This is a genomic window from Streptomyces sp. 8N706, assembly GCF_052245415.1.
Taxonomy (GTDB): domain Bacteria; phylum Actinomycetota; class Actinomycetes; order Streptomycetales; family Streptomycetaceae; genus Streptomyces.
In genome coordinates this window covers 52,051-70,984 of record NZ_JBQQBW010000033.1, presented here as the reverse complement: position 1 = coordinate 70,984, position 18,934 = coordinate 52,051, and the positions used below count along the sequence as shown (strand labels likewise).

General features: G+C 69.9%; 16 protein-coding genes, 2 rRNA genes and 1 riboswitch. Of the genes, 15 read left to right on the top strand and 3 right to left on the bottom strand.

Going from position 1 to position 18,934, the window contains the following annotated elements:
• The 12 genes from ACTWQE_RS15200 to ACTWQE_RS15145 form a co-directional block, all read left to right on the top strand.
• Positions 1-104, top strand: a 23S ribosomal RNA gene (locus ACTWQE_RS15200); the annotation flags it as partial.
• 74 nt (positions 105-178) lie between these two features.
• Positions 179-295: ribosomal RNA gene (rrf, locus tag ACTWQE_RS15195) — 5S ribosomal RNA — on the top strand.
• 147 nt (positions 296-442) lie between these two features.
• On the top strand, positions 443-1,051 hold the full coding sequence (locus tag ACTWQE_RS15190) for a CDP-alcohol phosphatidyltransferase family protein (protein ID WP_443329459.1): 609 nt from the start codon (positions 443-445) through the stop codon (positions 1,049-1,051).
• Between the two features lie 132 nt (positions 1,052-1,183).
• Positions 1,184-3,679, top strand: a complete 2,496-nt coding sequence (locus tag ACTWQE_RS15185) for a sugar phosphate nucleotidyltransferase (protein WP_443329458.1) — start codon at positions 1,184-1,186, stop codon at positions 3,677-3,679.
• 110 nt (positions 3,680-3,789) lie between these two features.
• Positions 3,790-4,710, top strand: a complete 921-nt coding sequence (locus tag ACTWQE_RS15180) for a DUF881 domain-containing protein (protein ID WP_443329457.1) — start codon at positions 3,790-3,792, stop codon at positions 4,708-4,710.
• Entirely contained in the window at positions 4,707-5,039 is a 333-nt protein-coding gene (locus ACTWQE_RS15175) for a small basic family protein (RefSeq protein WP_019708255.1), read from the top strand. Before ACTWQE_RS15180 ends, ACTWQE_RS15175 begins: the two co-directional genes overlap by 4 nt.
• 5 nt (positions 5,040-5,044) lie before the next feature.
• Positions 5,045-6,106, top strand: a complete 1,062-nt coding sequence (locus tag ACTWQE_RS15170) for a DUF881 domain-containing protein (RefSeq protein ID WP_443329456.1) — start codon at positions 5,045-5,047, stop codon at positions 6,104-6,106.
• Positions 6,107-6,176: 70 nt separating this feature from the next.
• The gene (locus ACTWQE_RS15165; protein ID WP_443329455.1) at positions 6,177-7,079 is read left to right on the top strand and encodes an FHA domain-containing protein; all 903 of its coding nucleotides are present in this window, start codon (positions 6,177-6,179) and stop codon (positions 7,077-7,079) included.
• Between the two features lie 18 nt (positions 7,080-7,097).
• Positions 7,098-7,844, top strand: a complete 747-nt coding sequence (gene ftsR / locus ACTWQE_RS15160; RefSeq protein WP_443329454.1) for a transcriptional regulator FtsR — start codon at positions 7,098-7,100, stop codon at positions 7,842-7,844.
• Positions 7,845-7,896: 52 nt separating this feature from the next.
• Positions 7,897-8,370: a bifunctional nuclease family protein gene (locus ACTWQE_RS15155; protein WP_030364453.1), complete on the top strand. Its 474-nt coding sequence runs from the start codon at positions 7,897-7,899 to the stop codon at positions 8,368-8,370.
• Positions 8,371-8,540: 170 nt separating this feature from the next.
• A complete protein-coding gene (locus ACTWQE_RS15150) occupies positions 8,541-9,152 on the top strand; it encodes a MerR family transcriptional regulator (RefSeq protein WP_443329453.1) in 612 nt (203 codons plus the stop codon).
• Positions 9,153-9,206: 54 nt separating this feature from the next.
• On the top strand, positions 9,207-10,727 hold the full coding sequence (locus ACTWQE_RS15145) for a DNA polymerase IV (RefSeq protein WP_443329452.1): 1,521 nt from the start codon (positions 9,207-9,209) through the stop codon (positions 10,725-10,727).
• Here ACTWQE_RS15145 and ACTWQE_RS15140 read toward each other — a convergent pair.
• Entirely contained in the window at positions 10,643-11,020 is a 378-nt protein-coding gene (locus tag ACTWQE_RS15140; RefSeq protein ID WP_443329451.1) for a PRC-barrel domain-containing protein, read from the bottom strand. The genes ACTWQE_RS15145 and ACTWQE_RS15140 overlap by 85 nt on opposite strands.
• Positions 11,021-11,132: 112 nt before the next feature.
• Positions 11,133-11,228, top strand: a riboswitch (glycine riboswitch).
• Positions 11,229-11,414: 186 nt separating this feature from the next.
• Between ACTWQE_RS15140 and gcvP the strand changes: the two genes are divergently transcribed.
• Complete coding sequence (gcvP, locus tag ACTWQE_RS15135; RefSeq protein WP_443329450.1) at positions 11,415-14,300, top strand: aminomethyl-transferring glycine dehydrogenase; 2,886 nt, start codon at positions 11,415-11,417, stop codon at positions 14,298-14,300.
• 115 nt (positions 14,301-14,415) lie between these two features.
• On the opposite strand, the gene ACTWQE_RS15130 is transcribed toward gcvP, so the two are convergent.
• Both ACTWQE_RS15130 and ACTWQE_RS15125 read right to left on the bottom strand, forming a co-directional pair.
• Positions 14,416-14,622: a DUF5999 family protein gene (locus tag ACTWQE_RS15130; protein WP_443329449.1), complete on the bottom strand. Its 207-nt coding sequence runs from the start codon at positions 14,620-14,622 to the stop codon at positions 14,416-14,418.
• A gap of 497 nt (positions 14,623-15,119) precedes the next feature.
• Positions 15,120-15,713, bottom strand: coding sequence for a hypothetical protein (locus ACTWQE_RS15125; RefSeq protein ID WP_443329448.1), 594 nt, complete (start codon positions 15,711-15,713; stop codon positions 15,120-15,122).
• A 490-nt stretch (positions 15,714-16,203) separates the two neighbouring features.
• On the opposite strand from ACTWQE_RS15125, the gene ACTWQE_RS15120 reads away from it, so the two are divergent.
• Positions 16,204-17,706: a glutamate-cysteine ligase family protein gene (locus ACTWQE_RS15120; RefSeq protein ID WP_443329447.1), complete on the top strand. Its 1,503-nt coding sequence runs from the start codon at positions 16,204-16,206 to the stop codon at positions 17,704-17,706.
• Between the two features lie 384 nt (positions 17,707-18,090).
• Positions 18,091-18,894 carry a CPBP family intramembrane glutamic endopeptidase gene (locus ACTWQE_RS15115; RefSeq protein ID WP_443329461.1) on the top strand — a complete coding sequence of 268 codons (804 nt, stop codon included), beginning with the start codon at positions 18,091-18,093 and terminating at the stop codon, positions 18,892-18,894.
• Positions 18,895-18,934 lie beyond the last annotated feature (40 nt).

Sequence of the window (18,934 nt, the reverse complement as noted above, 5' to 3'; positions counted from 1 at the left end):
TGAGGGGTTAAGGCTCCCAGTAGACGACTGGGTTGATAGGCCAGGTGTGGAAGGCAGGTGACTGCTGGAGCTGACTGGTACTAATAGGCCGAGGGCTTGTCCTCAGTTGCTCGCGTCCACTGTGTAGGTTCTGAAGTAACGACCTGTGTCTGTGTCCGGGTCGATATGTTCATAGAGTTTCGGTGGTCATTGCGTTAGGGAAACGCCCGGTTACATTCCGAACCCGGAAGCTAAGCCTTTCAGCGCCGATGGTACTGCAGGGGGGACCCTGTGGGAGAGTAGGACGCCGCCGAACAATTGTTGGCCGCAGTCCCCTGGATCGTGAGATCCCGGGGACTGCGGCATTTCTGCGTTCAGGGCCCCGCCCCTCTGTGCAGCCCGCCGAGACCTGCGGGTAAGGTCAGGGGGCATCGTTGGCACGTTCCCCCCAGGAGGCCCCCGGGTGGAGGTCCAGGAGACACGCGTCCAGACAGACCGTGTCCTCACCATCCCGAACATCCTCAGCATGGCGCGGCTGCTCGGCGTACCGCTCTTTCTGTGGCTGATCCTCCGGCCCGAGTTCGGCGGCCCCAAGAGCGACGGCTGGGCGCTGCTCGTGCTGGCTCTCAGCGGTGTCAGCGACTACCTGGACGGCATGCTGGCCCGGCGCTGGAATCAGATCAGCAGGCTCGGCAGGCTCCTCGATCCAGCCGCCGACCGGCTCTACATCCTCTCCACCATCGCCGGTCTGACATGGCGCGAAATCCTCCCCTGGTGGCTGACGGGCGTGCTCCTCGCCCGAGAGCTGGTCCTCCTGGTCATGGTGTGGATCCTCCGTCGTCATGGCTACCCGCCGCCGCAGGTGAACTTTCTCGGCAAGGCCGCCACGTTCAACCTCATGTACGCCTTCCCCTTGCTGCTGCTGAGTGATGGGACCGGCTGGCTGCCCTCGCTCGCTGCTATTTTCGGATGGGCATTCGCCGGATGGGGTACAACCCTCTATTGGTGGGCAGGAATCCTCTACGTGGTTCAGGTCCGCCGTCTCGTCAGGGCGGACGCCGCGGCCGGCTGACCCGCCGATACGGCTTCGCCGTCATTTCGGTGGCATGGCCCGCAGGCCGGGTGCCCACGTGCGGGGGAAGTGGGTCATCTGGACGGGCGCAGTCGGCATGACAGCCGTCTCTTCAAGGAGGACGCTTCCGACATGAAGGCCGTCGTGATGGCCGGTGGCGAAGGCACACGCCTGCGCCCCATGACCTCGAGCATGCCCAAGCCGCTCCTGCCTGTGGTCAACAGGCCGATCATGGAGCATGTGCTCAGGCTGCTCAAGCGGCACGGGCTCACCGAGACCGTGGTGACCGTCCAATTTCTCGCCTCCCTCGTCAAGAACTACTTCGGTGACGGTGAGGAACTCGGTATGGAGCTCACCTACGCCAACGAGGAGAAGCCACTCGGCACTGCCGGGAGTGTCAAGAACGCAGAGGAAGCGCTGAAGGATGATTCCTTCCTCGTCATTTCCGGCGATGCTCTCACCGATTTCGACCTCACCGAGCTGATTAATTTCCACAAGGAAAAGGGTGCACTCGTCACGGTATGCCTGACGCGTGTGCCCAACCCGCTGGAATTCGGCATCACCATCGTGGACGAGAACGGGAAGGTCGAGCGGTTCCTGGAGAAACCCACCTGGGGCCAGGTCTTCTCCGACACGGTCAACACGGGGATCTATGTGATGGAGCCGGAGGTCTTCGATTACTTCGAGCCCGGTGTCTCCGTTGACTGGTCCGGTGATGTCTTCCCCCAGCTGATGAAGGAAGGCAAGCCGATCTACGGCTATATCGCCGAGGGGTACTGGGAGGACGTCGGTACGCACGAGAGCTACGTCAAGGCCCAGGCGGACGTGCTCGAAGGCAAGGTCGACGTGGACATCGACGGGTTCGAGATCTCGCCCGGCGTATGGGTCGCCGAAGGGGCCGAGGTCCACCCCGACGCCGTACTGCGCGGCCCGCTGTACATCGGCGACTACGCGAAGGTCGAGGCCGACGCCGAAGTCCGCGAGGACACCGTCGTGGGGTCCAACGTGGTCGTGAAGAGCGGCGCGTTCCTCCACAAAGCCGTGGTCCACGACAACGTCTATATCGGCCAGCAGAGCAATCTGCGCGGATGCGTCATCGGGAAGAACACCGACATCATGCGGGCCGCCCGCATCGAGGACGGTGCGGTCATCGGTGACGAGTGTCTGGTCGGCGAAGAATCGATCGTGCAGGGCAATGTGCGTGTCTATCCCTTCAAGACCATCGAAGCGGGCGCGTTCGTCAACACCTCCGTGATCTGGGAGTCGCGCGGGCAGGCCCATCTGTTCGGGACGCGAGGAGTCTCCGGAATCCTCAACGTGGAGATCACCCCCGAGCTCGCCGTGCGTCTGGCCGGGGCCTATGCGACCACGCTGAAGAAGGGGTCGACGGTCACCACCGCGCGTGACCATTCGCGAGGCGCCCGTGCGCTCAAGCGAGCCGTCATCTCCGCCCTCCAGGCGAGCGCGATCGACGTGCGGGACCTGGAGAACGTGCCGCTGCCCGTGGCCCGCCAGCAGACCGCTCGCGGCAGCGCGGGCGGCATCATGGTCCGCACCTCACCGGGAGTCCCGGACTCCGTCGACATCATGTTCTTCGACGAGCGCGGCGCTGACCTCTCACAGGCCGGCCAGCGCAAGCTCGACAGGGTGTTCGCCCGCCAGGAGTACCGCCGTGCGTTCCCCGGGGAGATCGGCGACCTGCGCTTCCCCGCCAGCGTCTTCGACTCCTACACCGGGTCGCTGCTGCGGGCCGTGGACACGACCGGCGTCGCGGATGCCGGGCTGAAGGTCGTCGTCGACGCCTCCAACGGAAGCGCGGGCCTGGTTCTGCCCAGCCTCCTCGGAAAGCTCGGCGTCGACTCCCTCACCATCAATCCCGGCCTCGACGAATCCCGGCCCACGGAGACGGCCGACGCCCGGCGCTCCGGGCTTGTGCGGCTGGGAGAGATCGTCGCGTCCGCCCGTGCCGCCTTCGGTGTCCGCTTCGACCCCGTGGGCGAGCGTCTCTCCCTCGTGGACGAGCGCGGCCGGATCGTGGAGGACGACCGCGCGCTGCTGGTCATGCTCGACCTGGTCGCCGCGGAGCGGCGCAGCGGCCGCGTCGCCCTGCCGGTGACCACGACGAGGATCGCCGAGCAGGTCGCGGCGTACCACGGCACACAGGTCGAGTGGACGACGACATCACCCGACGACCTCACCCGCGTCGGTCGGGCCGATGAGACGATCTTCGGTGGCGACGGGCGCGGCGGCTTCATCGTCCCCGAGTTCAGCAGCGTCTTCGACGGTACGGCGGCCTTCGTCCGGCTGATCGGCCTGGTGGCGCGTACGCAGCTGACGCTCAGTCAGATCGATGCCCGTATTCCACGGGCTCACGTCCAGCGCCGGGACCTGGCCACTCCCTGGGCGGTCAAGGGCCTGGTCATGCGCAGCGTGGTGGAGGCGGCCGGCGACCGGTCCGTCGACACCACCGACGGCGTGCGGGTCGTCGAGGCGGACGGCCGCTGGGTGATGGTGCTGCCCGACCCGTCCGAGGCCGTCACTCATCTGTGGGCCGAAGGCCCGGACGACGCCTCGGCCCAGGCGCTCCTCGACGAGTGGGCCGCGGTGGTCGACGGCGCCGGTCGCTGAGGCTCCCGGGCCTCCGGAGACGGTGGGGCACCGCGGGAGCGGTGCCCCACAGCGGCGCGCCGGGTGGGGCCATTCGGCGGTAGCGGCTGCGACGTGCGACGATGTGCGGCATGTCGCAGCAGCACCCCGTTCGGAGCAACGCTTCGCCACCCTCGCGTCCCGACGCCTCCATGTCGCTGCTGACCAATGTGATGGACCACAGTCTGGACGACGGGTACGTCGAAGCGGCGGCCCGGCGCAGTGCCGGGAACGGCAAGGGGCTGCCGAAGACACTGCGGGCCAAGCTCGGGCTCGCCGCGGGTCTCGTGCTCGCCGCCGCCGTGGTGACCGTAGGAGCCGTGCAGGCGCAGATATCGGCTCCGGCCCTCGCCAAGGAGCGACAGGAACTCATCGACCGCATCGACGCGGAGACGTCGGCGGTCGACAAGCTCCAGGACAATGTGGACACGCTGCGGGAGGATGTCGGCGCCCGCCAGCGCCAGGCCCTGGAGCGGCACGGCGGTCAGCGGGGGCAGCTCGTGAGTCTGCTCGCCGGTGCCACCGAGGTTCATGGGCCCGGTGTGAAGCTGGTGGTCAATGACGCCAAGGGGACCGGCGGGAGCGGTGACGGGCCCCGGGAGAGCAGCGGGTTCTCCGACACCGGGCGGGTGCGGGACCGGGACCTGCAGCGGGTCGTCAACGGTCTGTGGGAGTCCGGGGCGGAGGCGATCGCCGTCAACGGCCAGCGGTTGACATCCCTGTCGGCGATCAGGGCCGCGGGTGACGCCATACTGGTCGACAACAAACCGCTGGTCCCGCCGTACACGCTGCTCGCGGTGGGGGACGGGCAGCGGCTGGCGACCACGTTCCAGGACAGTGCAGACGGGCAGTACCTGCATGTCCTGCAGGAGAACTACGGCGTCCGCGCGAGCATTTCGGCGCAGAACGAGGTCCGGTTGCCCGCCGCACCCAGCTTGATCGTACGTTACGCAAAGCCGGAAGCCGGGGGCGCGGGCAGCAGCGCCAACGACACAGGGAAGGGCACATCGTGATCGCCGTACTGGGCCTCGTCGTGGGAGTCGTGGTGGGACTGCTGGTCCGGCCCGAGGTGCCGGCGGTGGTGGAGCCCTATCTGCCGATCGCCGTCGTCGCGGCGCTGGACGCCGTCTTCGGAGGTCTTCGGGCCATGCTGGACGGCATCTTCGACGACAAGGTCTTCGTCGTGTCCTTCCTCTCCAACGTGGTTGTCGCCGCGCTGATCGTCTTCCTCGGTGACAAGCTCGGCGTCGGCGCTCAGTTGTCCACCGGCGTCGTCGTCGTGCTCGGCATCCGTATCTTCTCCAACGCTGCCGCCATCCGTCGGCACGTGTTCCGGGCGTGAGGCCGATGAGCAACGACGAGACGCCCAAGACCCCGGAAACGCCGGAGACGCCGGAGACTCCCGTGTCTCCCGAAGGCCGGGAGACAGGGAAGACACCGGAGACACCGGAGACGCCGGAGATCCGCGAGGCACCCAAGACACCCGGTAGCCGCGCGGCGCCCGGTGGCGCGCCGAGGCCTCCCGAGCCGCAGAAGCCCGCCCAACGGCCGGACGCGGAAGGGCCGGGGCCGAAGGAGCAGCCGGAACCGCCGAAGCCGGACGCCCCCAAGTCCCCCGAGCCCGAGGACGGGACCAGGCAGGAGGGACCGGAGCCCGAGGAGGAACCCGAGGGCCCTGCCGACGCTCCGCTCACGGGCCGCGGCCGGCTTGCCGCGGGTCTCTGGCCGCCACGGGTCACCCGCGCCCAACTGATCGTCGCCCTCCTGCTGTTCGTCCTCGGCCTCGGCCTGGCCATCCAGGTCCGCTCCACCAGCGACAACAGCGCCCTGCGCGGTGCCCGCCAGGAGGACCTCGTACGGATCCTCGACGAACTCGACGACCGCACGCAGCGCCTGGAGGACGAGAAGCGCCGCCTGGAGAATCAGCGCACCGAGCTGGAGAACAGCTCCGACCAGGCGGAGGAGGCCCGTAAGCAGACCGTTCAGAAGGAGCAGCAGCTCGGCATCCTCGCGGGGACGGTCCCCGCTCAGGGGCCGGGTATCAACGTGACCGTGAGCGACGCCAAGCGCGCCGTCCAGGCGGACATGTTGCTCGACGCGATCCAGGAGCTGCGGGCCGCCGGGGCGGAAGCCATCCAGATCAACGGTGTACGGGTCGTGGCCGACACCTACTTCTCGGACGTGGCGGCAGGCGTGCGGGTCGACGGGAAGAGGATCGCGCAGCCGTATCGTTTCAAGGTCATCGGCAAGCCGCAGGATCTGGAACCGGCGCTGAACATCCCTGGTGGGGTGGTGCAGACTCTGGAGAAGGAGCAGGCCACGGTGGCCGTCGCCCGGGCGCAGAAGATCGTTGTGAACGCCTTGCGACCGGTGAAGCAGCCTGACTACGCTCGGTCGTCATCGCAGTGACCGGGCTGTGCATGGGCGGCGTACGGCGGGGGCAGGAGGTTGCGGGGGGTCGGCGCGCCACAGACATGGTGTGTGGTGGAAACTGTCCGGGGGTCACGGACGTTGTGTTGATGTCCGGGTCGGCCGGAGTGTGCAGCGAGGGTTCATCCTGCCCCACGGGCGGGTCTGTTTCGGTCAAGGGGAATCGCCCGTGAAGTTGTTTGCAAAGTTGTTCGGTAAGAGCGCACGCGAAGACGGTGGCAGTGCTACGGCTCGTCATCGCGCGGGGCGCACCGCGGACGAGAGCGCCGAGGGTGAGGAGCGCCCGCTGTTCCGCGACGAGGTCGAGGGGGCCGGGGGCGACATTCCGGGTGGTCAGGGCGCGTCTTCTGTTGACCCTGCGGTGCCCGGGCGCATAGGTTTCCAGGAACCATCAGCCTCAAGTACGGGTGGAGGGTTCGCGGCTTTGCCTGTTTGTACGAGGTGCGGACACCGGAACGCCGAGTCCAGTCGGTTCTGTTCCAACTGTGGAGCGCCGCTGCGCCCCGGAGCGCAGCCCGAGCGTTCCTCCGAGACGACATCGACCATTTCGATCTCCGGTCTCGAGGCGTACGAGGCGGAGGCCACGGGCCAGGCCGCGCCGCCGCTGTCCCCCGAGGCGCAGGCCGCTGTCGACGCGCTGCCGCTGGGCTCCGCGTTGCTGGTGGTCCGTCGCGGGCCGAACGCGGGCAGCCGCTTCCTGCTGGACGGCGATCTGACCACGGCCGGCCGCCACCCGCAGAGCGACATCTTCCTCGATGACGTGACCGTGTCCCGTCGGCATGTGGAGTTCCGCCGCGGGCAGGACGGCGGCTTCACCGTCGCCGACGTCGGCAGTCTGAACGGCACCTATGTCAATCGGGAGCGGATCGACTCGCTCGCGCTCGCCAACGGCGACGAGGTGCAGATCGGCAAGTACCGACTGGTCTTCTACGCGAGCCAGCGGGGCATCTGACCCGTCAGGGAAGGGGTCATGCACCAGACACCGTCGGGCGGTGCCGGTTCCGGCACCGCCACCGCGGCAGGCAGGCTGATGAGCATCGGCGCGGTGCTGGCCCGGCTGCGCGACGAGTTCCCCGAGATCACCATCTCCAAGATCCGCTTCTTGGAGGCGGAGGGCCTGGTCGAGCCACGTCGCACGCCCTCCGGATACCGCAAGTTCACGCCGGATGACGTCGAGCGGCTCGCGTCCGTTCTGCGCCTGCAGCGGGACCACTACCTGCCGCTGAAGGTCATCCGGGAGCACCTCGACGCGCTGGCCCGCGGTGAGCGGGTGCAGCTCCCGGCCCCCGGAGGCTCCCGTGAGCCGCTGCTCGACGGTGCGCCGGAGACGGACGTCGAGGCGCCCACGGCCGCCCGTATCGGCCGCGCGGAGCTCCTTGCCGCCGCGGAGGTGGAGGAGGGCGAGCTCGCGGAGTGGGAGTCGTACGGTCTGATCGGGCCGCAGGAGGACGGCGGCTATGACATCGAGGCGGTCCCGGTCGCGAAGCTGGTCGCCGAACTCGGCCGTTTCGGTTTGGAGCCGCGGCATCTGCGGGTGATGAAGGCGGCGGCCGACCGCGAGGCAGGCCTGGTCGAGCAGGTGGTGGCCCCGCTCAGGCGGCACCGCAACCCGCAGACGAGGAATCACGCGGAAAAGACCGCACGGGAGCTCGCGACCCTGTCCGTGCGGCTCCACGCGGCCCTGGTCCAGTCGGCGCTGCGGACCCGTCTGTACTGATGAAGGGGTGCCCGACTACCCAAACCGGCCGGGCACGTCCTAGGGTTACTGTGTGAACGAGCTCGATGTCGTGGGTGTCCGGGTGGAAATGCCCTCCAACCAACCGATCGTGCTCCTGCGTGAAGTGGGAGGCGACCGCTACCTCCCCATCTGGATCGGGCCTGGGGAGGCGACCGCGATCGCCTTCGCCCAGCAGGGCATGGCCCCCGCCCGTCCCCTGACGCACGACCTGTTCAAGGACGTGCTCGAAGCGGTCGGCCAGCAGCTCACCGAGGTCCGGATCACGGACCTGCGGGAAGGCGTGTTCTACGCCGAGCTGGTCTTCGCCAGTGGCGTGGAGGTCAGCGCCAGGCCGTCCGACGCCATAGCGCTGGCACTCCGCACCGGTACGCCGATCTACGGCAGCGACGGTGTGCTGGACGACGCGGGGATCGCGATTCCGGATGAGCAGGAGGACGAGGTGGAGAAGTTCCGCGAGTTCCTCGACCAGATCTCGCCCGAGGACTTCGGCTCCAGCAGCCAATGAGCCGGCTGCGCGGCGGGCGCTTCCGGCCAACCGGCTAGCCTTTCCCCGGAGGGGGCACGATAAACCACCCTCAGGGTGATTATCACTCGGCGTGCCGAGTGTGGCGATCGTTGACGCACCCCGGGTGACTGCCTACCGTCGAGAAGGCAGGTCAAGGACGGAGGGTCGGCGTGAGAAGCACCGGCAGCGGTACAGCGGCGGGCGGTCCATTTCCGCTCCACGGGGGTGCGGCAGCCCCCGCCCCCGGGCACACCGCCGCGGCACCGGCCGAGGCACCCCGCGAACCGTCCGAGGGGATCGGCTACCGCGGGCCCACCGCCTGCGCGGCGGCCGGCATCACCTACCGCCAACTGGACTACTGGGCACGCACCGGGCTGGTGGAGCCGAGCGTGCGGCCCGCGTACGGCTCCGGTACGCAGCGGCTCTACAGCTTCCGGGACGTCGTCGTTCTGAAGATCGTGAAGCGCTTCCTGGACACCGGCGTCTCCCTGCAGAACATCCGTGCCGCGGTCCAGCACCTGCGTGCCCGCGAGCGCGCCGACCTCGCCCAGATGACGCTGATGAGCGATGGCGCGACGGTCTACGAGTGCTCCTCCCCGGACGACGTCGTGAGCCTCCTCCAGGGCGGTCAGGGCATCTTCGGCATCGCCGTCGGCGTGGTGTGGCGGGATGTGGAGAACGCCCTGTCCCAGCTGCACGGGGAGCGGGTCGAGACCGGTGAGACGCTGATCGGGCACAACCCCGCGGACGAACTCGCCCGCCGCCGCAATCGCGCCGTCTGAACCCGCCACGCCGCCCCGGGGCGAATGTCAGTGCCATAGGGCAGCATCGGTGGTGTGAGAGGCGCACCGACCATCCTCCATCTCGACATGGATGCCTTCTACGCTGCCGTGGAGCAGGCCTCCAAGCCGAGCCTGCGCGGCAAGCCGGTGGTCGTCGGAGGACTCGGTCCGCGCGGGGTCGTGGCCACGGCGTCGTACGAGGCGCGGGTCTTCGGGGTGCACTCGGCCATGGCCATGGGACAGGCCCGCAGGCTGTGCCCCAACGCCGCCTATCTCGCCCCCCGATTCGGGCTGTACCGCCGGGTCAGCGACGCGGTCATGGAGCTGCTGCACGGGCTCTCGCCGCTCGTCGAGCCGCTGAGCCTGGACGAGGCGTTCGTGGACCTGGAGGCGGGCGGGCAGGCGGCCTCGGCCGCCGAGGCCCGTGCGGTCGCGGAGCGGCTGCGGGCCGAGATCCGGGCGGTGACCGGGCTCAGCGGTTCGGTGGGTCTGGCCGGGTCCAAGATGGTGGCCAAGATCGCCTCGGAGGAGGCCAAGCCGGACGGTCTTGTGCTGATCACGCCGGGCAGCGAGCGCGAGATGCTGGCTCCGATGACGGTCCGCACACTTCCCGGTGTCGGGCCCGCCACCGCCGAGCATCTGCGCCGGGCCGGCATCCACACCGTCGGCGAGATCGTGGAGGCGGGCGAGGACGAACTCGTACGGCTGCTGGGCAAGGCGCACGGCAGCTCGCTGCACTCGATGGCGAGCGGCCGCGACGACCGACCCGTGGTCGCGGAGCGGGACGCCAAGTCGGTCTCGGTGGAGGACACCTTCGATGTCGATCTGCACGACCGGGCACAGGTGCGGGCGCAGGTCGGGCGGCTGGCGGACCGCTGTGTGCAGCGTCTGCGCTCCGCCGGGCGCTCCGGACGCACGGTGGTCCTCAAGGTCCGTCGGTACGACTTCTCCACCCTGACCCGCTCCGAGACCCTCCGGGGGCCCACCGACGAACCGGCGGTCATCCGGGAGGCGGCGGGGCGCCTCCTCGAGTCCGTGGACACCACGGGCGGTGTGCGGCTGCTGGGTGTCGGGGTGACGGGGCTGGCGGACTTCACCCAGGAGGACCTCTTCGCGCAGGCGGCAACGGCGCAGGCGGCGACCGGGCGGCCGGCGACCGGGCAGGCTTCGTCCGCGGAGGCGGCAGCGGCTGCGGAGAGCGTTCTGGGGGGCCCTGAGCCGGACGAGGGCGCTCATCATCCCGCGCCGCCCCCTCCGCCGGGCGCGGAGGAAGCCGCGCCGGAGCAGGCTCGCCGATGGGTGCCGGGCCATGACGTACGCCACGCGGAGCTCGGCAGCGGCTGGGTGCAGGGCAGCGGGGTCGGGCGGGTCACCGTACGGTTCGAGCAGCCGTGGTCGGCGCCCGGACGGGTGCGCACCTTCCCCGTGGACGACCCCGCCCTGGAGCCGTCCGAGCCCTTGCCCCTGGTGCCGGACCCGGCGCGGGACGATCAGTCGTCGTTGCCCGCGATACGCCCGAAGTCCTGGTCATCGGAGCCCGGCTCGTCGCCCGGGGCCGTCGCGTCCAGACCGTAGTGGTGGTAGAGCTGCAACTCCTGCTCCGGGGAGAGGTGCCGGCCCACCCCGAAATCAGGGGCATCCTTGATCAGTGCCCGGCGGTACGGAACGCGCAGGGTGTCGTCGATGACCTCGCTGGGCTCCAGGGGCACGAAGGCGTCGCGGCCGAACAGGCCGGTGCGCACCGCCGCCCACTCCGGACGGCCCGTCGCGTCGTCCAGATACACCTCGTCCACGGTGCCGATCTTCGCACCGTCGAGGTCGAAAGCCTTGCGGCCGATCAGGCTCCGCGGATCGATATCGGTCTGCACGATTCCTCCAACTGCTCGCGGATCCCCTGGAGACAACGAAAGGCCACATCGTGCCCCCCGGCCACTCGAACGACCTGGGCGGAGGTCCACTGGTACGCTGGCAAACGGCTGCAGACCCCGTGCGGGAGAGTCCTCCACCAGCAATCGGAGGCGCCGAAGGAGCAAATCCTCCCCGGAATCTCTCAGGCACCCGTACCGCACGGACGAGGTCACTCTGGAAAGCAGGGCGGGCATCGGCCGTGTATGCGCCGGAACCCCTCCTCACCGACGGTGAAAGCCGGGCCGCCCCGTGCGGGCCGGTGAAGCTCTCAGGTCGAGATGACAGAGGGGGAGGCCATCCGGGTACCCGCCGTGGTGCCCCTCGCAGGTCGCGTCGACCAGGAGGCCTCCGCAGATGACCGCCAACCGCATCCCACTCTCCGAGCTGGAGCGTGGCATTCCGTTCGAGCAGCGCCATATCGGTCCCAACGGCGAGGCGCAGGCGAAGATGCTCGCCCATGTGGGCTACGGCTCACTCGACGAGCTCACGGCCGCCGCCGTGCCCGATGTGATCAAGAGCGCCGAGGCCCTCGATCTGCCGCGGGCGCGCACCGAGGCGGAGGTCCTCGCCGAGCTGCGCGGCCTGGCGGACCGCAATCAGGTGCTGACGCCGATGATCGGACTCGGCTACTACGGCACCTTCACCCCGCCGGTGATCCTTCGCAATGTCATGGAGAACCCCGCCTGGTACACGGCTTACACGCCGTACCAGCCGGAGATCTCCCAGGGCCGCCTCGAGGCGCTGCTGAACTTCCAGACGGTCGTCGCCGACCTCACCGGCCTGCCCACCTCGGGCGCCTCGCTCCTCGACGAGGGCACGGCCGCCGCCGAGGCGATGGCGCTCTCCCGCCGCGTCGGCAAGGTCAAGGAGGGGGTCTTCCTGATCGACGCCGACTGTCTGCCCCAGACCATCGCGGTCATCGAGACCCGCGCCGAACCGGCCGGTGTGGAGGTCGTCGTCGCCGATCTCTCCGACGGCGTTCCGGCGGACGTCGCCGAGCGCGGGGTATTCGGTGTGCTGCTGCAGTACCCGGGCGCCTCCGGCCGGGTCAGGGACCTCCGACCGGTGATCGAGCGGGCACACGAACTGGGGGCGATCGTCACCGTCGCCGCTGACCTCCTCGCCCTCACCCTGCTCACCTCGCCCGGCGACCTCGGCGCGGACATCGCCGTCGGCAGCAGCCAGCGCTTCGGCGTGCCCATGGGCTTCGGCGGCCCGCACGCCGGCTTCATGGCCGTACGCGAGAAGTTCGCCCGCAACCTGCCGGGCCGGCTCGTCGGCGTCTCCGTGGACGCCGACGGCAACAAGGCGTACCGGCTGGCTCTCCAGACCCGTGAGCAGCACATCCGTCGTGAGAAGGCCACGAGCAACATCTGCACCGCGCAGGTCCTGCTCGCCGTGATGGCGGGCATGTACGCCGTCCACCACGGCCCGGACGGGCTCGCGGACATCGCCCGGCGCACCCACCGCTACACCGTGCTCCTCGCCGAAGGCCTGCGGGCCGGAGGCGTCGAGATCGTGCACAGCGCGTACTTCGACACGCTGACCGCGCGTGTCCCCGGGCGTGCCGCCGAGATCGTGGCCGCCGCCCGCGAGGCCGGGGTCAACCTGCGCCAGGTCGACGCCGATCTGGTCGGCATCGCCTGTGACGAGACCACCGGCCGTGACCAGCTGGCCGCCGTGTGGGGCGCCTTCGGTGTCGCGGCGGACGTGGAGGAGCTGGACGCCGTCGTGCAGGAGACGCTGCCGGGCGCCCTGCTGCGCCACGACGACTACCTCACCCACCCGGTCTTCCACCAGCACCGCTCCGAGACGGCGATGCTGCGCTATCTGCGCCGCCTCTCCGACCGTGACTACGCGCTGGACCGCGGCATGATCCCGCTCGGCTCCTGCACGATGAAGCTCAACGCGACCGCGGAGATGGAACCGGTCACCTGGCCGCAGTTCGCGGCGCTCCACCCGTTCGCGCCCGTCGAGCAGGCCGAGGGCTACCTCACCCTCATCCACGAGCTCGAGGAGCACCTCGCCGAGGTCACCGGCTACGACACCGTTTCCCTCCAGCCGAACGCGGGCTCACAGGGCGAGCTGGCCGGACTGCTGGCCGTACGGGCGTACCACCGGGCCAACGGTGACACGCAGCGCACCGTCTGCCTCATCCCCTCCTCCGCGCACGGCACCAACGCCGCCAGCGCCGTGATGGCAGGGATGAAGGTGGTGGTGGTCAAGACCCGCGAGGACGGGGACGTCGACGTCGAGGACCTGCACGCCAAGATCGAGAAGCATGGCCACGAGCTGGCCGTACTGATGGTCACCTACCCCTCCACGCACGGCGTGTTCGAGGAGCACATCACCGACGTCTGCGCGGCCGTGCACGACGCGGGCGGCCAGGTGTACGTGGACGGCGCCAACCTCAACGCGCTGGTGGGACTGGCCAAGCCGGGCCGGTTCGGCTCGGACGTCTCGCATCTGAACCTGCACAAGACCTTCTGCATCCCGCACGGCGGTGGCGGCCCCGGCGTCGGCCCCGTCGCCGTGCGGGCGCATCTCGCGCCGTACCTGCCGAACCACCCGCTCCAGCCGGCCGCCGGTCCGGAGACGGGTGTGGGCCCGATTTCCGCCGCTCCGTGGGGATCCGCGGGCATCCTGCCGATCTCCTGGGCGTACGTCCGGCTGATGGGCGCCGAGGGGCTGCGGAGGGCCACCCAGATGGCCGTTCTCGGCGCCAACTACATCGCCAAGCGCCTCGAGCCGCACTACCCGGTGCTCTACACCGGCCCGAACGGGCTGGTCGCCCATGAGTGCATCGTCGACCTGCGTCCGCTCACCAAGGCGACGGGGGTGAGCGTCGACGATGTCGCCAAGCGGCTGATCGACTACGGGTTCCACGCTCCGACGATGTCGTTCCCGGTGGCCGGGACGCTGATGATCGAGCCGACGGAGAGCGAGGACCTCACCGAGCTGGACCGCTTCTGCGAGGCGATGATCGCGATACGGGCCGAGATCGATCGGGTCGGCTCGGGGGAGTGGCCCGCGGATGACAACCCGCTGCGCAACGCCCCGCACACCGCGGCCGCGCTGAGTGACGGGTGGGAGCGTCCGTACAGCCGTGAGACGGCGGTCTTCCCGGCCGGAGTCCCGGCGGCGGACAAGTACTGGCCGCCGGTGCGGCGGATCGACGGGGCCTTCGGCGACCGTAATCTGGTCTGCTCATGCCCGCCGGTGGAGGAGTACGACGACTGACGCGGCCGTCCTTGCGCGGACTACGTCGGGGCCGGTTCGGCGGACTGCGCCGGGCCGGCCCCGTCGTGTTCCCGGTGGTCGTGCCGTTCCCCGGTGGTGCGTGGCGTGCCGCGGGTCAGGCGGCGGTCACCACCCGCTCGCTGCCGAGCGGTCGGTGCGGGTTGATGATCTTGCCATCCGGCAGCAGCTCCCCGGTGTCCTCGAAGAGCAGGACGCCGTTGCACAGCAGGCTCCAGCCCTGCTCCGGGTGGTGCGCCACGGGATGGGCGGCCTCCCGGTCGGCGGAGTCGGCGGTCGGGCAGGGAGGCTGGTGCTGGCACATGGTCGGGTTCTTTCGCTGCGGTGTGGTCGATGCCCTGGGGCTCGATGGGTTCATGGTGCCGTCCCCCGTATCGGTCGGTCGTCCCAGTGTTGCCCCACGGACGGGATTCCGCAGGGATTTCCCAGGAGCTGTCCTTACTGCTTGATGACGCATCACCCGCGCGGACGGTTCAGCACAAGGGGGCAGTCACTTCGGGTGGTTGCGGATAGCCGGTCCGAGCTAGTTGTACCGCGTCGGCCAAGGTGCACCCCGCTGGCTGCCCTGGCACGGCCTTCCCCCAGCCGCGTTGCCGATCGGCCGAGCACACGCCCTCCCTGCCTTCGGTGTGGGACCCCAGAGGCCGGTCCGGCGCCTTGCGGCCGGCCGCGTCAGGTCACCTCGCTACCGGGCGCACCGCGGCTGACGGGCACTGGTCCGCACGGGTGGGGACCGGCGGCAGCACTGCGCCCCGCGGCCGCCGGGCCGCGGGGCGCACCATGCCGTGCGTCGGTGAGAAGTCAGGCCGGGGACGCCATGCCCATCAACGGGGGCGGTGCGAGCCGGAGGGTCAGCACGGGCAGCAGGTCGGCGACCCGGTGCGTCCGGTGCGCCGCGATGCCGGGCGGCGCCGGGGCGAGCGGCACCAGAAGATCGCTCGGCGCGGGCCGGCCCTTGGTGGGGTCAGCGGCCGCGTCCCCGTGCAGCCACAGCGTGAGCATGTAGAGCTCGGGTACGGACAGCAGCCGGGGCTGGTACGGCGCCGTCAAGGCCTCCGCCTGCCGTAGCGCCAGTTCCGTGGAGGCGACGTAGGGCCCCTCGAAGAAGTGTGAGAACGCCCAGCCGTCCGGGGTGAGCATGGTCTCGGCCGCCGCCACCGCCCGGTCGCCGCTGCGGATCAGGAAGCGCCAGCCCGTGAGCCGGGTGCGCGGGGTGCCGCCCCGGGTGGTGACGCGGTCCAGGACATGGACGGGCAGCGGGAGGTCGGGACTGAGCGGGCCGGGCAGGGTCCGCAGGGCGGGAGTACGCGGATCGCGGACGGCGGTGGGGGAACCGAGGGCCGCGAGGGCGCTGCGCAGGGCGGGCTTGGGTGCCGGGGGGACATGCAGCGGCATGGTGGGTCGCCTCTCACTTCGGAGACACGTGGAGCGGGGCAGATGCGGACGGCGGTGTCAGCAAGCGAGGTCAGAGGGGGCCGGAGAACTCGAATACCGGCGGCGCACACTCTCTGCCTCGTTCGCAAAGTTTATACGACATGTGTTCACGTGGTGTTTCGTCTAGCTGACGCGGGTATTGCGGGCAAGGTCGTAATCGGTCTTTACTGCGAGTGGGTTACACCCATTCTGTCCGCCTGGCCCGGTCCGCTGCCTTGTGTTATGCCCCGAGAACGGTAGGCCGATTCCCGTCGGCGTTTTTCACGACAGCAATGCGCCGGGCCCGGGACGCCACGCTATGCCGATGGAATGTGCCGCACGGAGTGTAGGGAGCAGCTTACTGGGCATGCGGTGTCCGCCGGGCGTTATCGATCACATTGCCTGGGCATCATCGACCGTGACACCGGCGGCTCCTGCGCCGCGGGCGACCCACTCGAGGAGGGACGCTTCGATGGGGGAGAAGGTCGAGGCAGGCGGGTTCGACCTGTCCGATCGGCAGCACTACCGCCGTAAGTTGCAGCAGTGCCTCGAGGCGCTGGAGCGGCTGCTGAAGGAGCGACGGTTCGACCGGCCGAAGAATTTGATGGGCCTGGAGATCGAGCTGAATCTCGCGGGTGACGACGGGATGCCGCGGATGATGAATGCAGAAGTCCTGGAGCGCATCTCCAGCGGAGATTTCCAGACCGAACTGGGGCAGTTCAACCTTGAAGTGAACATCGTGCCGCACCGGCTGTCCGGCCGGGTTCTGGACCAGCTGGCGGAGGAGCTGCGGACGGGCCTCGGGTATGCCGACCGCAAGGCCCGGGAAGTGTCGGCGGAGATCGTGATGATCGGCATCCTGCCCACCCTCGGCGCCGACGACCTCGTGTTCTCGAACCTCTCCGAGGTGGACCGCTACCGGCTGCTCAACGACGAGATCCTGGCCGCCCGCGGTGAGGAGATCGACCTCGACATCGAGGGGGTCGAGCATCTGACGTACAGCAGCCGCTCGATCGCGCCCGAAGCCGCCTGTACGTCCGTGCAGCTCCATCTCCAGGTGACGCCCGGGCGGTTCGCGGCCGTGTGGAACGCCGCGCAGGCGATGGCCGCCGTACAGATCGCCATGGGGGCCAACTCCCCCTTCCTCTTCGGCCGCGAGCTCTGGCGCGAGTCCCGGCCGCCGCTGTTCCAGCAGGCCACCGACACACGCTCACCGGAGATCAGGGCGCAGGGGGTGCGACCGCGCACCTGGTTCGGCGAGCGCTGGATCGACTCCGCGCGGGATCTCTTCGAGGAGAACGTCCGCTACTTCCCATCGCTGCTGCCCATCTGCAGCGAGGACGACCCGCTGCGCGTCCTCGACGAGGGCGGGATCCCGGACCTGCAGGAGCTGGTGCTGCACAACGGCACCGTCTACCGGTGGAACCGGCCCGTCTACGAGGTCGCCGACGGCTCGCCGCATCTGCGGGTGGAGAACCGGGTCCTGCCCGCCGGCCCCACGGTCACCGATGTCATCGCCAACACCGCCTTCTACTACGGGCTGGTGCGGGCCCTGGCCGAGGAGCCCCGGCCCGTCTGGACCCGGCTGTCCTTCGCCGAGGCCTCGGACAACTTCGACACCGCCTGCCGCTACGGCATCGACGCCACCCTGCGCTGGCCGCGGCCCGGGCGCTCCGGGGCCGTGGCCGAGCAGTCGGCCGTACGGCTCGTACGGGAGGAGCTGCTGCCGCTGGCCGCGGCCGGGCTCGACGCCTGGGGTGTCGAACCGGCCGACCGGGACTTCTACCTCGGTGTCATCGAGGAGCGCTGCAGGCGGCGGATGAACGGTGCTTCCTGGCAGGCCGCCACCTTCCACCGCGCCTTGGACCGGGGCCTGGACCGGGAATCCGCGCTGGCCGCGACCACCCGGCGGTACGGCGAACTGATGCGGGGCGGCGATCCGGTGCACACCTGGCCCGTGGCCTTCCCCGGCTGAGCCGCTGCCCCGTCCGGTCCCGCTCCGTCCCCCCCTGTTCTGGACGCTGCCCGGCCTCGACGGGGCCGGCCCCGACGTGCCTCGATCGCACGCAGCCCGGCCCCATCGCACCCGTCCCGTACCGGCCCCCGGCCGTCCCGCCTCCGACGTGCCGTTGGAACCCCCGTGCCCGGTACGGGGGAGCCGTCGGGCAAGCTATGACGTCCAATGGTGATCGCGCCTGTCCGCGGTGGTGCGGAAGTCCGCGGCGGAGAACGGGCAGTGGTCCGCCTCGGGGCGGTGCCGGTTCCACGGCGTGTCGCGCGCGAGCGCGGTGTTCGGCTCCGAGGCGCGGGCGCGGCGCGGGACACGGAACGGGGCGGACTGGTGGAACTGGAGGCAGGTGTGCAGTCGGAGTCGGGCCAGGTGGCCGGTTCTCCTCCCGGAGAGCGGCTGTCGCCGCGGATCGTGCGCAGCGAGATGCTCCTCGTTCTCGCCCTCTCCGTCGGCGCGAGCGCGGTGTCCGCGCTGATCAGCTTTGTCGGTTCGGTCACGAAAGGGGGCGGCCTCAAGAGCCAGGCGGCGACCCTCAACGCCTCCGCGGCTCCCGGCCGTCCATGGCTGGACCTCGCCTGGCAGGTCTTCGACATCGCGACCGCGCTGGTGCCGGTCCTGCTCGTGGCGCATCTGCTGCTCCGGGAAGGCGCGGGCGGTCTGCGCGTCATCGGTCTCGACCGTCGACGGCCCGCCTTCGACCTGGGGGCGGGGGCGGGCATCGCGGCGGCGATCGGGGGCACCGGGCTGTTGTTCTATCTCGCCGTGCGGGCCGCCGGTTTCAATCTCACCGTGGTGCCGGAGTCGCTTCCGGACGTCTGGTGGAAGATTCCGGTCCTGGTCGCCTCCGCTCTCCAGAACGCGCTGCTGGAGGAGGTGATCGTGGTCGGCTATCTGCTGCGCAGGCTCGGGCAGCTGGGGTGGACCCCCGCGGCCTCGCTGGTCGCGAGCTCCGCGCTGCGCGGCACGTATCACCTGTACCAGGGCATCGGCGGGCTCATCGGCAACATGGTCATGGGAGTGGTCTTCGTCCTCCTCTACCGACGGTGGGGGCGGGTGGGGCCGCTGGTGGCCGCGCATGCACTGATCGACACCGTGGCGTTCGTCGGCTACGCGCTGCTGGCGGGCGAGGTGAGCTGGCTGCCCACGGCCTGAGCGAGCCGCCGCGCAGACCCCTGCGGCCGCGCCGGCCCCT